Raw genomic sequence first — 16,088 nt, forward strand, 5'->3', positions numbered from 1 at the left:
GTATGAAGAACAACTTGTTGTGGATTCTTACCAATCGTCAATCTTTCGTTAAGGAGGTGATCCAGCCGCAGGTTCCCCTACGGCTACCTTGTTACGACTTCACCCCAGTCATCTGCCACACCGTGGTAAGCGTCCTCCTTGCGGTTAGACTACCTACTTCTGGTGCAACAAACTCCCATGGTGTGACGGGCGGTGTGTACAAGGCCCGGGAACGTATTCACCGCGGCATTCTGATCCGCGATTACTAGCGATTCCGACTTCATGGAGTCGAGTTGCAGACTCCAATCCGGACTACGATCGGCTTTTTGAGATTAGCATCCTCTCGCGAGGTAGCAACCCTTTGTACCGACCATTGTAGCACGTGTGTAGCCCTGGTCGTAAGGGCCATGATGACTTGACGTCGTCCCCGCCTTCCTCCAGTTTGTCACTGGCAGTATCCTTAAAGTTCCCGGCTTAACCCGCTGGCAAATAAGGAAAAGGGTTGCGCTCGTTGCGGGACTTAACCCAACATCTCACGACACGAGCTGACGACAGCCATGCAGCACCTGTATGTAAGTTCCCGAAGGCACCAATCCATCTCTGGAAAGTTCTTACTATGTCAAGACCAGGTAAGGTTCTTCGCGTTGCATCGAATTAAACCACATGCTCCACCGCTTGTGCGGGCCCCCGTCAATTCATTTGAGTTTTAGTCTTGCGACCGTACTCCCCAGGCGGTCTACTTATCGCGTTAGCTGCGCCACTAAAGCCTCAAAGGCCCCAACGGCTAGTAGACATCGTTTACGGCATGGACTACCAGGGTATCTAATCCTGTTTGCTCCCCATGCTTTCGCACCTCAGTGTCAGTATTAGGCCAGATGGCTGCCTTCGCCATCGGTATTCCTCCAGATCTCTACGCATTTCACCGCTACACCTGGAATTCTACCATCCTCTCCCATACTCTAGCCAACCAGTATCGAATGCAATTCCCAAGTTAAGCTCGGGGATTTCACATTTGACTTAATTGGCCACCTACGCGCGCTTTACGCCCAGTAAATCCGATTAACGCTTGCACCCTCTGTATTACCGCGGCTGCTGGCACAGAGTTAGCCGGTGCTTATTCTGCGAGTAACGTCCACTATCCAAGAGTATTAATCTCGGTAGCCTCCTCCTCGCTTAAAGTGCTTTACAACCAAAAGGCCTTCTTCACACACGCGGCATGGCTGGATCAGGGTTCCCCCCATTGTCCAATATTCCCCACTGCTGCCTCCCGTAGGAGTCTGGGCCGTGTCTCAGTCCCAGTGTGGCGGATCATCCTCTCAGACCCGCTACAGATCGTCGCCTTGGTAGGCCTTTACCCCACCAACTAGCTAATCCGACTTAGGCTCATCTATTAGCGCAAGGCCCGAAGGTCCCCTGCTTTCTCCCGTAGGACGTATGCGGTATTAGCATCCCTTTCGAGATGTTGTCCCCCACTAATAGGCAGATTCCTAAGCATTACTCACCCGTCCGCCGCTAGGTAATGTAGCAAGCTACATTACCCCGCTCGACTTGCATGTGTTAAGCCTGCCGCCAGCGTTCAATCTGAGCCATGATCAAACTCTTCAGTTTAAAATCAGTAGCACCTTAAAGGGTGCCAATCTTGGCTCATCAATTTTCTGACAAATATTTCTCAAATAAACTTCGAGTAATTTCTACCATCAATCAATGAAAATAATTTCGATCAATCAACCAGTAAAAATCCACACAAGTTGTTCTTCATAATCTCTTAATGATCTTCTTGCTAATTCGTCACCAGCAAGCTAGGTCGGCTATATTACTCTCTATCTCTAGAAAGTCAACCAGTAATGAAAACTATTTTTAAACTTTCTTTCTAAAACCGAACTTAATCAAACTTAACTAAGTCACTGTTTTATCAGAAGTTTTAATCTTCATCACCGCCGATGGATGTGCATTCTACAGCATTTCAGAGCCCGTGCAACACCTTTTTCAAGAAAATCATTTTGTATGTATATTTTTTAAGCTTTTCGTGTGTTTTCATTCATTTTTTATACAAATTTGCTTAAATGATGTCTATTCGTGAATATAACGTTTATTATTTTTATACTAATAAGTAGTGCTACTTACACAGAAAAGGCCTCAGGTTACCTTATGCATCGTTCTATTTACTTATCTATATGCTTATTTTCTTTAGCTTCAAGCGCACATGTTTTCGCCGAGGCGGCCACCAGTGTGGAAAATCTGGAAAACGAGCCTGCAAAAACGCCGCTTAGAACAAAAATCTCGACCAAAGCGCAACAATTACAAACGCAACTGAAAGTTGATGCCAGTGCAGCACAGGCTGAAGAAGTTAAAGATCCTTTTCAACCGTTAAATAGAAAGATCTATCAGTTTAATGATGCGATTGACCGCACCGTGGTACGTCCGATAGCCGTACAATATGTGGAAAAAGTTCCTCAAGATGTTCGTGGCAGCTATACCCAGTTCCGCAGTAACCTAGGTGAACCTTGGAATGTGGTGAATCAGCTGATTCAAGGTCGTCCTGCCCGCGCTGCTAAATCCCTAGGTCGCTTTACCATTAACACCTTAACAACTTTAGGACTGGCTGATCCAGCGCGTCGCCTGGGCTTGAGTCATGAAGAGGAAAAATTTGGAATTACCTTAGGTTATTATGGCGTGCCTTCTGGCCCTTATATCATGTTGCCATTTTTAGGTCCAAGTTCTGTCCGTGGCGTAATCGGTACTGCTGTAGATAGTCAAGCTCGTCCACAAAAATACATTCTCGAAGATGAAGATGGACTTTACTGGACTGATCAGTTTTGGCGTGCCATCGATACCCGTTCAGAAATACTGGACGTTGAAGGAGTGCTGACTGGCGATCGCTATGCGCAGATTCGCGATATTTATTTACAACGTACCAATTATGCAATTGCAGAAAAGAAAGGTACAGAACAAGATACGCTTTTCCTAGAAGATGATTTTGAAGATGACAATTCTGATGATGCACCTTCTAGTGATAGCAACATTGAATCTTCAAACGAAGATCTTTAAGTTTAAGCTTCATGTATGATTGCTAGTGAAAATCTGTTCGCTAGCAATACTTTGCTTGTTATAGTACATCTTATAGCCAATCCTGGGATTGAATCACTTTTTTATGTATTTCATTCAACCGACTCGTGATATTCCTTACTTAGATCAAGTACTTGATATGCTTCCTCATGTTCAGATGATCTATCTGGATGATCATGAACTGTATGACTCTACGATTATTGCGATTGCAGATGTACATGATTATCTGAAATATAAGTGGAATCTGCCTACGATTGTACTGGCCTTAGAAAATGAAGGTACTGCTTTGGCTCAGGCCTGGGAACAAGGTGCTTTAGCCGGCTGGATCTGGAACAAGCTTCCCGAGAATCCAGATCTGGCATTACAAAAAATTGATGCACAATATAAGCGTAACCAGGATAGCCGTGACCTGCCTTCTGCTGCAGAACTACAAAAAAAATTGTTACCGAATCCGATTGAACTGACCAATTACGAGGTCGAAACCTATTTTCAGCCTTCAGCCTATCTTTCAGGGGATTGGTATGATTATTGGAAAATCAGCGACAAAGAAGTGATTTTCTATTTGGCCGATGTATCCGGACATGGCGTCACCAGTAGTTTGCTCACGTCCTGGATGGCAGCTTTCCATGGTCGCTCCAAGACGCCGCGCGAGCTGATCAAGAAGCTGAACGGTATGCTGATGCAGGAAAATATTGAAAAGCACATCACCATGATTGCCGGGATTCTTAATCTGGAAACCCATGTATTAAAATGGTCCAGCGCTGGACATTATCCTCCACCGATTATATTTGAACCCAATCAAGAACCTAAAATCCTCTCTTCCAGCAGTTTCCCTTTGGGCTTAACCGAAGATCTTGAAGTTGAGGAAAATGAATGGGTATTAAGTCGCAATGCGCGCTTTATTATCTGTTCGGATGGCGCACTGGAACCTTTTGATGGTGGTTTAAATGAACAATTCTCGCAATTATTACACCATTTGCAGAATCAATCTTTTCAGGCTCCGGAACATGTGGCTGACGATATCGCCTTTTTAAGCTTTATCCGCGTAAATTAGCAGTATATTTACAGGCTTTATAAGCACTTAATTTGATTACTACTTTCAGCCACTTGAGTATCAATACACCCTATGGGATAATTTAATATCCTTCTCTGCAAATGGCATTTATATGTCAACAGGTCATGTTGAATATGCAAGTCTGAATGGAACGCATATTTTTAAGCTTATCGGCGAAGTGCGTGCCCAATCTTGTATTAGTCTAGACAAATTACTGAACAAAATTGAACAGCAAGACAACGTAGTTGGCGCTATCGTTGATCTCACCGAAACCAGTTTCATTGACAGTACCGTACTGGGTGTTTTAGCGAAACTAGGACTCAAACTCAAGCAAGTACACAATATTCAGGCTGTCATGCTTTCTACCAATTCTGACATTACCACTTTGGCCAACAGTATGGGATTGAGCCAAGTGTTTGTGATTCTGAATTATTGTGGTGATCCAAATGTCTGCACACGTGCGCTGATGGAAGAATATGTCACGCATCAAAATATGCTGAATACGGTTCTGGATGCGCATAAAACCTTGATGAAACTGAATCAAAGCAATCAGAACATGTTTGAACCTTTAGTCAAACAGCTACAGAAAGAGCAAGACAATTTAGATAAAATTTCAGAGCAAAAGGTATAACCATCTTATAAGAGGACCCTATGACTTTACTTTCTGTTGTACAAATGAATTCTCAAAATGAAATTGATGCCAATTTCGTGGAGATTGAATCTTTAATTCAACAAAGTAAGGCCAATGGAGCTGAACTGATTGTTTTCCCGGAAAACTTTGTCTGTTTTGCCGCAGGAAAACAGCGTGAAACTGCTGCACAATTTGAAGTGATTCAGCAGCGTCTGGAACAACTTGCCCATCAATATGACACCTGGATCGTCGCTGGTACATTACCCTGCCCTTATCGTCCGGATGGTTCGATCATTGAAGATGGCCGCGTGCGTACCGTTAGCCTGTGTATCAGTCCGGAACGGACCGAAGCGCGTTATGACAAAATTCACTTGTTTGATGTGCAAGTCGGTGATGCTGTAGGCGGTTATCAGGAATCCAAGTTCTTTGAGCCCGGCACAGATGTTGTCGTAGCCAAAACCCCTTTTGGTAATATTGGTTTAATGGTCTGTTATGACCTGCGTTTTCCGGAACTAGCGTTAAATCTACGAGCCAAAGGTGCAAACCTCTTGACCGCACCTTCTGCTTTTACCTATACCACAGGTGAAATGCACTGGCAGCTTCTTCTGCAAACACGTGCTCTAGATAGCCAATGTTCGGTGCTTGGTGCAGCTCAACAAGGCTGGCATGGAGAAAAACGCCAGACTTGGGGACATGCAGCCGCCACCAATAGTCGTGGACAACTTCTTAATATGATCCATGCAGAAGGTGCTCAACTCATCACCGTCGACTTTGATTTAAATGAACAGCAAAAAGTGCGTGAATCCATGCCTTTAATGCAACACCGTAGACTTCTTCAACTTTCCTGAATCGTTTCATTTGCTTGCATAAAATAACAAAATCCCTGCTTATTCTTCAGGTGAAATCACCGAGCATAGAAGCTCTACGAAAAATAAACAGGGATTTAACTCATGTCATTAGAAAAAGCCGTCTATACCGCACATGCCAAAGCCACAGGGGGCCGTGATGGCCGCGCCATTTCTAACGATCAGATTCTGGACGTCCAATTGGCCGTACCTAAAGAAATGGGGGGACCAGGCGGTGGAACCAATCCTGAACAGCTCTTTGCCGCAGGTTATTCCGCCTGTTTCTTGGGTGCAATGAAATTTGTTGCCAATCGTGACAAGCTCAATATCAGTAAAGATGCCTATATTGAAGGTGATGTTGGGATTGGTCCGATTCCTACCGGGTTCGGGATCGAAGTGACATTAAACATCCATCTTGAAGGCATGGATCAGGAAGAAGCAAAAAAACTGGTGGATGCTGCGCATATTGTCTGTCCATACTCAAATGCGACCCGTAATAATATTGATGTGAACTTAAACGTAATTACTTAATTTTTTTATTTAACAGCTATCCTGAAAAAAGTTTCAGGATAGCTAGACTTCAATTATAAATTTCAAAATTTACCCGCTTCATCTTTTGTCAAAAGCTACTTCTCTTCCCCACTTGAAAACTGCAGCAAAAACTTAAGAAATTATATATAATGATTCTTATTTACATTTATTCGATTTATATTGATGTTAAAACTAGTTCTTCTGAATTCTCTCCTGCTCCTCACTGCTACAACCTCTTTTGCAGATCTTTATCTCTCAGAAAAAATCCGTCCGAAAATAAAATCTCTGCTCAATACTGAAATTGAACGCCTACCCATTCCTGCAACACCCAACAATATGATTCTGCCTGAATTTGGTAAAGGGATTATTGGCTGGGGCGCTGGCCCCAAAGATGCTGAAGCCCGTTTTCTCAATATTACTCAGGCAGATGTTGAAACAATGAAACAGGAAGGACTGAGTTTAGCAATGGCACAAGCCTGGCAGAACTTTTATGAAAATGAAACTCTGCGTAATCCGGGAAATCCGACTGCACCTTTTCGTGCACAACTCATGAAAAAAATCGTCAGTCTCTGGTAAATATCCAAAAGTCCTGACGATCATTATGATAAAGCGAGCAGATTAAAAAATTATTCTACTGCTTCGTTGGTTACTCGCAATACTTCTTCAATCGTGGTTTTTCCGGCCAATACTTTACGCAGACCATCATCACGAATGGAACCTGACTGCTGACGTGCATAGCTTTCGATTTCATATTCAGCCGCATTGCCATGAATCAAACGGCGCATATGATCATCGACTGGCACAATTTCATAAATCGCGGTACGACCACTAAAGCCAGTATTGCCACAACGTTCACAGCCTTGAGGTTGCGGTAATTTTAAATCTTGGGGATGCTCAATATTGCCAAATAGATTCTTCTCGAAAGCATCTGCTTCATGCCAAGTCGCGCAATGTGGACACAAGGTACGCACCAGACGTTGGGCAATTACCCCGATTAAAGAACTGGAAAGCAAAAATGGTTCAATTCCCATATCTTTCAGACGCGTAACCGCACCAATCGCGGTATTGGTGTGCAAGGTGGATAACACCAGATGTCCAGTCAGGGATGCCTGTACCGCAATTTCTGCCGTTTCCAGATCACGAATCTCACCGACCATGACCACATCCGGGTCCTGACGTAACATCGCTTTTAACGCACGGGCAAAGGTCATATCCACTTTGGTATTGACCTGCGTTTGTCCAATGCCTTCCAGCTGATATTCAATCGGATCTTCAGCTGTGAGGATATTCTTGGAACCGTCATTCAGGTCAGAAAGTGCCGCATACAAGGTGGTGGTTTTACCCGAACCGGTCGGGCCAGTCACCAGAATAATCCCGTGCGGGCGATGTACTAAGGTCTTGAGTCGATCATAGTCATTATTCATCAGACCCAAATGGGTCATGTTCAAACGGCCGGCCTGCTTGTCCAGCAAACGCATCACCACCCGCTCCCCATAAGAAGATGGCAAGGTGGATACACGGACATCGACTTCACGTCCGGCCAAGCGTAATGAAATACGGCCATCTTGAGGAATACGCTTTTCGGCAATATCCAGTTTGGCCATGACTTTAATCCGTGAAACCAGAAGCGGTGCCAGTTCACGGCGTGGCTGTACAATTTCGCGTAACTGGCCATCGACCCGTAAACGCACCGACAGTTTTTTCTCAAAAGATTCAATATGAATATCGGAAGCCCCGACACGAATCGCCTCTGAGAGCAATGCATTGATCAGCCGCACAATCGGCGCATCATCTTCCTGATCCATCAGGTCTTCAGCTTCAGGTACGGAATCAGCCAGGCTGAGTAAATCCGGATGATCTTCCAGACCGGCAGCGACCTGTTGCGATTCGCCGCTATCGCCGGCAAAACTGGAACTGAGTAACTGGTTAAATTCCTGTTCGCTACAGAGTTGAAAATGAGCCGGATAACCGAGCAGACGGCGAGCTTCCTGCAATGCAAGCATCGAGGTATTGTCACGACGCAGAATAAAGGCCTGATCTCCCTCATAACGCAACAGCACACCATGGCGCTTGGCGAAGCTATATGGGATTTGTAATTGTTTAAGTACTTGCATCGCGGATTATAATAATGATGAAAAAATTTAAATTGAGTGTACTCTAAGCATATGACAGCGTGAAGTATGTTTTCAAAGATTTAGCAAGAAAGGGTGCCAAGATTGCCGCGAGATAAAGATGAATTAATCCCGAATACAGCGAAAATGCGCTGGTGGGGAGAACAGAATTTTGAAATAAATCAGTCTAAAGCCTGGCAGTTTGGCTCCTTGCTGTTTCGGCTGACCCGAGGGATTCAGGAATGGCGACTGGAATATTTCCGCCCTTCTGTGCAATACGATTATGAACAGCAATGGCATCAGATTGATGATCCGAATTTTGCCTTTCCCCCACCTGTGAAAATTGAACGCTATATGTTCAAATCCACGCAAAACAAATTGCAACTGATGCCACGCCTTGCAGACCGTTCTGTGGTGATTAAACCAGTCGATCCGATTTATATTCCTGCCGGACAGCGCGGTACGCTTTATATCAGCACGCCCTTATGGATTGCCGGTTTTGTCGAGGGGCAGCGCGAACCGATTTTCGATTTGCCGGTAATCTTGCCAAAAGACACCTGGTTTGGACCCAATCACCGTTCGGGGGAAATCTGTTATGCCACCGCAGTCGATGGCAGAACCGAACTGAAACAGTTACATCCGCGAGCCTTTCGTGCAGTCACGCCGATTGAGTTTCACAATACCAGTAACCAGCAATTGCGCTTTGACCGAATGAATGTGCCAGTGCCTGCCCTGCCGCTTTTTTACAGTGAAAGTACCGGCCGCTTATGGACCTCACAAATCCGCGTTTTGCATGAAAGTTCGGATCGTCCACCACGGATTCGGGTCGAAAACCGCACACCACCAAATGCTGGTGAAGTGGCCTATCTGCATCCACCGCGCGATCCGGCAGGTGCGTTATTTAATATGTTTGATTCATTTTTCTAAGGGCGTCTGATGCCAAGTTCAAATATTCCGACCGAAGTCACCAACAGCCTGAAGGGAGTATTTACCAATATCAATACCGACCGTTTGACCGAAGTTCTGGTGGCGGTGGTGTTGTGCTTTATTGGTTTCCTGATCGCACGCTTTATTTCCAATACCTTTATTCGCACCATTGGTGTCCGTTTTAATGCCCATCAGAAACTGGTCTGGCGCCGCGGAATTTTCTATTTTATCTTCCTGCTGTTTGTGATGGCTAGTCTGAAAGAAGCCGGTTTTAAACTCAGTGTCTTCCTTGGCGCTGCAGGGATTTTAACGGTCGCACTGGGTTTTGCTTCGCAAACCTCAGCATCCAACCTGATCAGTGGTCTATTCCTGATTGGTGAGGGTTCTTTTGAAGTCGGTGATACTATCCAAATCACCTTGATTCGTGGGCATACCATTGAAGGTGAAGTGATCTCGATTGACCTGCTCTCGGTTAAACTTTTGACCCAAGATAATATCTATGTACGGTTGCCAAATGAACAGCTGATTCGGGCGCCAGTGCAGAACCTGTCGAAATTTCCGATACGGCGTATTCCAATTACCTTGGCGATCAATTTCCATGAAGATATTATCAAGGTACGTGAAGTGCTGCTGGACGTTGCCAATAAATATCCGCTGGTACTGGCCGACCCGAAACCTGCAGTCACCGTTACCGCTTTCCGTGAATCTTCGATTGAACTGCTGTTTGCAGTGTGGTGCCAACAGGAAAACTACCTGAAAGTTCGTGATGAAATGCAGGAACGGATTCGCAACGGCTTTGTCGATAACCAGATTGAAATTCCGGTGCCGAAGATGGGCTTTGTCGATCATCCACTTTCCCGCCCTTTGGAAAATGAAGAAATTGATCAATACGCCAATGACAAGGCATTGAAAAGAGAGCCTGATTTAAAATAAATTGACTTTAGGTGAGAGCAACATCTAAACCAAAAATCTGCATCAGTGAAAAATGCTCCCTCTCCTTTCTTAAAGGAGAGGATTCAATCAATCAGTTTTCTCCGGCATCGGTGCAATATAAGCAATCAGCAGCATCACCCCGCCCGCCAGCAAGAAGGAAATCACCCGGGTTAGGGTGCCAATATGTGACAGGTCAAATAGTACGAGCTTCAAGGTTACAATCACCAGAATACTGCCGCCTAAAATCCACATCGGTTTCAGTTTTTTGAGTGTCGCCGTCCACATGGTAATCCAGGCCAGTAATACCCAAAGTATGGTCAGACTAAGCTGAACCGTCGCATTGCTCCATAAGGCCAGATCATTAAACGGCGTCTGCAGGTACACATGTAAAGCTCTTAAAATAATATAACTGGATAGCCATAACAGGCTTAGTACCATTAAAACCGCCATCATGCCTTTGTCACGTCCCACCTTAATTTGCTGTAACAGCATCCAGATAAAACTGGCAAACATGGCAATACTGATCAGGTCAAAAGGATTCAGAATCGGCAGCCAGTAATACTGAAAGGCTTGCTGGCTAAACAGCTGTGAACATCCCAGCCAGCTTCCCATCAGCAATAAACAGCTCTTGGTTTGCCAAAGCTGCTGCCAGCCTGACTGCGGATCCTGCCGATAGCACCACAGGCAGAATAATAAAGGCAAAATCACCATGCTCAGATAAGGCATGTTCGGGATCAGACATAAACTTGCCAGAGCCAGACTGCTAAAAACACCAAAACTCATCCATTCCTTGGAAAGCTGCAAGCCAGCCAGCGGTCTAAGCCACAGAATGGCCAATAATATCGTTGAAAGTGCAGAAACCCCACGTTCCAGATCACTATTCCAGACAATCACCGCATTCTGACTGCGATCCAGAGTTAGAATCGCCGCAATGACCAGCAAGGGCGAGATGCCACTCCACTTCGGCAGTAACCATGACCACTCCTGATTTTTGCGCAGGATCATTTCATTGAACATTACATAACCCAGTGTGATGATAAATAAACTCAGCACATAGGCATGCTGACTCGGAAATTCATCTTCCAGCAAGGCAAATAGCATCAAACTGGCCGCGACACTTAGGCTGCTTAAAAAACTGACACTCAGACTATTCATCTGCTGCTGGTACTGCTTTTTAAGCTGACTGATGACCACGACTGCCACATAGCACAGACTCAAAATCCAGAAAATTATTCGCGGTGTTGGATTAATCTCGACCAGATAATACAGGCTGCTGAATCCGGCCATCAGCAATAAGCCCATGCTCAGATAGTGTGCTACCCGGACATTTTTTTCCAAGGCCCATAAATAAATCAGCACACCTTCAACTGCCCAACCAATCACACTCCATTGTTCTGTCAATAAGATCGGTGGCACCAAGGCGAGAAAAATCAGCATCAGGCTCAGATAGCTCTGCGAAATGAAAATGAGCTGGATAGTTTGTTTACGGCGCAGCAGTGTCCAGCAAGCGGCAAAGACCAGTGCAAAGAACAGGCTTAATCCAGCTTGCCAGAGTTTTTGATTGGGCTGATTAAAATGAATCAGATACAGAAAAATATAAGCGGTAATAGGGGCAGCAAAAATCAGCGCTAAGTCCAGTACCGGTTTTAAGTGAAAACGTGAGAGATCCTGTCGTGCCAGCAACTGACTGAAGCGGAAACCTAGCCAGATAAACAGTGCACTATGTGCCAGAATCAACGCAGTCATGGCATAACGCTCATATGTATAACCATGAATCAGGCTATATATCCCGCCAACGACCGCAGTCACTAAAAAGGCAATTTGATTGAGAATCTTCCATGGCCGGAAACTGCTCAACACCGCCACCCCGATATTGATCAGCAGATAATAGCTGATCAACTCAACAGCAGAAGCATCGCGGGTCGGCAAGGTAAACGGCGCCAGATAAGCAATCAGTAAAGCCATCAAGGCCAGTTCGATGCTTTCCTGTTTCAGACTTAAATACAAAGTGATGGCCAGAATGATGAGGAATAGCAAAGTCGCCAACGGTAACGTGGGAATCACCAGATTGTAATAGGCAAAAAATAAGGTCAGGAACAGACTCCCCAAACCCAGTCCTTCCAGTGCCAGAGCAAAACTCCGATTTTTTTGCATCAGGCGATAACCCAGACCTGTTACACAGCCACTTGCCAGTGCAACCAGGCCCAATTTTGCAGCCAGACTGAGTTGCCAGTGCTCGGTGGCAAAGCGCAGCAGTAAAATAATCCCAATCACCAAAATACTGATTGCGACCTTGAGGACAGGATTCCCCTGAAAAAGCCAGCGCTGCAGTTGATCTACCAGATGAGGAGAATCGTTTACCTCTTGGGCAGACTCGGTTTTCACCAATGGAACAGAATCGGATCGATCCGGTGATCGCTGTAAGGGATCGGCAGAAAGAGATTGTGATTGCAGCTGTATCAAGCGCCCTTCCAGACGTTGCAGCCACCTGAGCAAAAAGAATACCCAGGCCGTAATCCCGATCCCCATCAGCCAATCCAGTTCAGCCAGTCCACCAACAATGGCAGTAATTGAAGAAATATATAAAGGAACTTTAGAGTTTTGCTCCAAGGACATCTGCTGCTGTCCGGCCAATTGATTCAGCGGTGCTTCTACCGCAGTGACATATTGCATCACGCTAAAGATAAACCCCAAACCACACAGATAAGTCACAATCTGATAACCCAGATACCAGGCGCTGATCCCGGTAATCAGCAAGGTAATCAGCCAGATCATGCGCAACTCATTCCGTCCTGCAGCCATTCTTATATTTCTCTTTCCTGAATCGTTCCATCATACAACAGCTTGTGCTGCTTATTTCATCTTCGGCCGATATTCGCTAAGCTGTAAACTCAGACTCGCCTCAGCGAGCGCGGTAAAAATCACGTACAATAGCGCTGTATTTTGAATAAGGAATTGATTACATGCCACCATTTGTCTTGGTCGATGGCTCTTACTTTTTATTTCGTGCCTTTCACGCACTGCCACCATTAACCACGTCAACCGGTTTACATACCAATGCAATTCGTGGTGCGATTTCTGCTATTCAAAAACTGATGCGCCGGACCCAACCGACCCATATGGCGGTGATTTTCGATACCCCAGAACCGACCTTCCGGCATGAGCTGTCACCGATTTATAAAGGTGACCGTCCCAGCATGCCAACGGAATTATCCGAACAGATTCCTTATCTGCATGCCTTGATCCGCGCTTTGGGCATTCCCCTGCATACCTTACCGGGTGCCGAAGCCGATGACATTATCGGAACACTGGCCAAACGTGCCGAGGCGATGGGACATCAGGTGTTGATCTCTACGGGCGATAAAGATATGGCGCAACTGGTGACCGAAAAAGTTACCCTGGAAGACAGCTTTAAAGAAAAACCGCTGGATGTCGACGGGGTGTTTGAAAAGTTTGGCGTCTGGCCGAATCAGATTATTGATTATCTGACCCTGATGGGCGATGCATCAGATGGCATCATGGGCGTGCCAGGTGTAGGTGCCAAAACGGCAGCAAAACTGCTCACTGAATATGGCTCGATTGGCGGCATTTTAGAAAATGTCGACAAGATCAAAGGCAAAGTCGGTCAAAATATTAAAGAACATGTCGATGGCATTGCACTGGACCATCAACTGGCCAGTATTGTCATCGATCTGGATCTTAACTTTGGTTATGACGATTTAAAACTGGGTGAGCCGAATGTCGAGACCTTGCGTCATTTGTACACCGAGCTGGAATTCCGTAACCAGCTGCAGTCCTTAGATCACCCGAACAACCCGAATAATTCAAACTACCAGCAGGCGGCAAAATCTATTAACGCCAAAGCGGTTACAGCACCAGAACCTCTGGAAGACCATGCGTCTGTAACCAGCAGTGATGACCAGCTAGGTCAAGCGACCTACCACACAGTATTAAGCCAGCAGGACTGGGACACACTGTTTGAGCGCCTAAGTACCGAAAAACGTTTTGCCTTTGATACCGAAACCACCAGTTTGGATTATCGTATTGCACAGATTGTCGGTTTCTCGGTCGCCTTCGATGCCCAGGATGCCTATTATGTTCCCTTGGCACATGATTATGAAAGCGCACCGGAGCAGCTGAATCGTGAAGTAATTCTGGCGCAGATCAAACCAATTTTGGAAGATGAGTCTGTAAAGAAAATTGGTCATCATCTGAAATATGATACACATGTCCTGGAAAATCATGGCATTCATCTGGCAGGCTGGTATTTCGACACCATGCTGGCTTCCTATGTCCTGAATTCTGTCGCAACCCGTCATGGCATGGATGATGTGGCCCGTCTGTATTTGAGTCATCTGACCACGACTTATGAACAGGTGGCCGGTAAAGGCGCCAAACAGAAGACCTTCAACCAGATTCCACTTGAAACTGCAGCGCATTATGCTGCAGAAGATGCACATGTTACTTATCGTCTTTATGAAGTCTTGAGCGGGAAATTACAGGCACATCCTGAACTGGTGAATATTCTGCACAATATTGAAGTTCCGGTCGCACGTGTACTGACACAAATGGAAGAAAACGGCATCGAACTGGATCTGGCTTTTCTGGATCAGCTTGGGGGTGAGTTTGCCAATACCATGCAAGATCTGGAAAACCAGATTATGGAAATTGCAGGGGAAAGCTTTAATGTCAGCTCACCGAAACAGGTCGGTGAAGTGTTATTTGAAAAGCTGGGCCTAAAAGGCGGTAAAAAAACCACCACCGGACAATACAGCACCAGTGAAAGTGTACTGGAAAAAATTGAACATCCGATTGCCCAGCTGATTCTGGAATATCGTGGTTTGTCCAAGCTGAAAAGCACTTATACCGATGGCTTATGCAAACAGGCTAATCCTGATACCCACCGTGTGCATACCAGTTACCACCAGGCATTGACTGCAACTGGCCGTTTATCATCGACTGATCCAAACCTGCAGAACATTCCGATTCGTGCCGAAATTGGCCGTCAAATCCGCAAGGCGTTTGTGGCACCGGAAGGTCGTGTCTTGCTGGCAGCCGATTACTCGCAAATTGAATTACGTCTGATGGCACATTTATCTCAGGATGAAGCCCTGCTGGATGCATTCATTCACGGTCAGGATGTACATCGCCGTACTGCAGCTGAAGTTCTAGGCATTCCTCTGGAAGAAGTGACCAATGACCAGCGCCGTCAGGCCAAGGCCGTCAACTTCGGCCTACTTTACGGCATGTCCGAGTTTGGTCTGATCCGACAGTTAGGTTTTACCCGTCAGGAATCACAGGATTATATCAAGCAGTATTTCCACCGTTATCCGGGCATTTATGACTATATGCAGCGTACCCGTCAGGTCGCATTAGAACAGGGTTTTGTTGAAACCTTGCTCGGACGCCGTTTATATACCCCAGATATCGATGCCCGTAATATGATGGTGCGTAAAGCGGCAGAACGTGCTGCGATTAATGCCCCGCTACAAGGTTCGGCCGCAGACATTATTAAAATGGCAATGATTGAAGTCGACAAGATGTTGCCGAAAGATCAGGCCAAAATGCTGCTGCAAGTTCACGATGAACTGGTGTTTGAAGTCGATGAAGACATTGCCGATGAACTGGCACCTAAACTGGCTGAAGTGATGCAATCGGTACTACAGATTTCTGTACCATTGGTGGTAGAAGTGGGTAAAGGTAAAAACTGGGATGAAGCGCATTAATGCGTCTTTAACCTCTTCCTCCTTTAGGAGGTGAGGAATATATTCCGCAAGGGGATGGAGGCGATTTTAATTTATAAACATCACCTACAGGCAGCGATATTAAAATTTTTTCTGCTATCAAGTTTTGAACGCATGTTTTTCTATTTTTAGAAAATCAGCAGCATTACTGGTTAAGAGTATATATGTTCCCTCTCTTTCTAGGAGAGGGCTAGGGAGAGGTTAAAATCCCCTCTTCTTCTTGCACTTCGATTAAAACTTGTCAAGGTTTGAGAAGTTTAACAATTC

General features: G+C 45.5%; 11 protein-coding genes and 1 rRNA gene. 9 read left to right on the plus strand and 3 right to left on the minus strand.

Features of this window, described 5'->3' with window-relative positions; all coding sequences use genetic code 11:
- Nucleotides 1-49: 49 nt before the first annotated feature.
- Nucleotides 50-1,587: ribosomal RNA gene (locus ACO1B7_RS04155) — 16S ribosomal RNA — on the minus strand.
- A gap of 540 nt (nucleotides 1,588-2,127) precedes the next feature.
- Here ACO1B7_RS04155 and ACO1B7_RS04160 point away from each other — a divergent pair.
- From ACO1B7_RS04160 to ACO1B7_RS04185, 6 genes are all read left to right on the plus strand, one after another.
- On the plus strand, nucleotides 2,128-3,027 hold the full coding sequence (locus ACO1B7_RS04160) for an MlaA family lipoprotein (RefSeq protein WP_004278245.1): 900 nt from the start codon (nucleotides 2,128-2,130) through the stop codon (nucleotides 3,025-3,027).
- A 103-nt stretch (nucleotides 3,028-3,130) separates the two neighbouring features.
- Nucleotides 3,131-4,099 (plus strand): RsbU family protein phosphatase GigA, encoded by a 969-nt coding sequence (gene gigA / locus ACO1B7_RS04165; protein WP_423089835.1) that lies wholly within the window; start codon nucleotides 3,131-3,133, stop codon nucleotides 4,097-4,099.
- 112 nt (nucleotides 4,100-4,211) lie between these two features.
- Complete coding sequence (gigB, locus tag ACO1B7_RS04170) at nucleotides 4,212-4,730, plus strand: anti-anti-sigma factor GigB (protein ID WP_005103337.1); 519 nt, start codon at nucleotides 4,212-4,214, stop codon at nucleotides 4,728-4,730.
- A 20-nt stretch (nucleotides 4,731-4,750) separates the two neighbouring features.
- Nucleotides 4,751-5,578, plus strand: coding sequence for a carbon-nitrogen hydrolase family protein (locus tag ACO1B7_RS04175; RefSeq protein ID WP_004647541.1), 828 nt, complete (start codon nucleotides 4,751-4,753; stop codon nucleotides 5,576-5,578).
- A gap of 102 nt (nucleotides 5,579-5,680) precedes the next feature.
- Nucleotides 5,681-6,106, plus strand: a complete 426-nt coding sequence (locus ACO1B7_RS04180; protein ID WP_005103335.1) for an organic hydroperoxide resistance protein — start codon at nucleotides 5,681-5,683, stop codon at nucleotides 6,104-6,106.
- 183 nt (nucleotides 6,107-6,289) lie between these two features.
- Nucleotides 6,290-6,682, plus strand: coding sequence for a DUF4951 domain-containing protein (locus ACO1B7_RS04185; protein ID WP_005103334.1), 393 nt, complete (start codon nucleotides 6,290-6,292; stop codon nucleotides 6,680-6,682).
- 50 nt (nucleotides 6,683-6,732) lie between these two features.
- Here ACO1B7_RS04185 and gspE read toward each other — a convergent pair whose 3' ends face one another.
- On the minus strand, nucleotides 6,733-8,220 hold the full coding sequence (gene gspE / locus ACO1B7_RS04190; RefSeq protein ID WP_005267419.1) for a type II secretion system ATPase GspE: 1,488 nt from the start codon (nucleotides 8,218-8,220) through the stop codon (nucleotides 6,733-6,735).
- 144 nt (nucleotides 8,221-8,364) lie between these two features.
- Between gspE and ACO1B7_RS04195 the strand changes: the two genes are divergently transcribed.
- Nucleotides 8,365-9,144, plus strand: a complete 780-nt coding sequence (locus ACO1B7_RS04195; protein ID WP_086044916.1) for a hypothetical protein — start codon at nucleotides 8,365-8,367, stop codon at nucleotides 9,142-9,144.
- A gap of 9 nt (nucleotides 9,145-9,153) precedes the next feature.
- Complete coding sequence (locus ACO1B7_RS04200; protein ID WP_155861734.1) at nucleotides 9,154-10,077, plus strand: mechanosensitive ion channel family protein; 924 nt, start codon at nucleotides 9,154-9,156, stop codon at nucleotides 10,075-10,077.
- A gap of 87 nt (nucleotides 10,078-10,164) precedes the next feature.
- On the opposite strand, the gene ACO1B7_RS04205 is transcribed toward ACO1B7_RS04200, so the two are convergent.
- Nucleotides 10,165-12,879 (minus strand): DUF2339 domain-containing protein, encoded by a 2,715-nt coding sequence (locus tag ACO1B7_RS04205; RefSeq protein WP_155861733.1) that lies wholly within the window; start codon nucleotides 12,877-12,879, stop codon nucleotides 10,165-10,167.
- Between the two features lie 161 nt (nucleotides 12,880-13,040).
- Between ACO1B7_RS04205 and polA the strand changes: the two genes are divergently transcribed.
- Nucleotides 13,041-15,803, plus strand: coding sequence for a DNA polymerase I (gene polA, locus ACO1B7_RS04210; RefSeq protein ID WP_423089836.1), 2,763 nt, complete (start codon nucleotides 13,041-13,043; stop codon nucleotides 15,801-15,803).
- Nucleotides 15,804-16,088: the final 285 nt, after the last annotated feature.

The organism is Acinetobacter lwoffii (assembly GCF_049367455.1).
GTDB classification, from domain to species: domain Bacteria; phylum Pseudomonadota; class Gammaproteobacteria; order Pseudomonadales; family Moraxellaceae; genus Acinetobacter; species Acinetobacter lwoffii_W.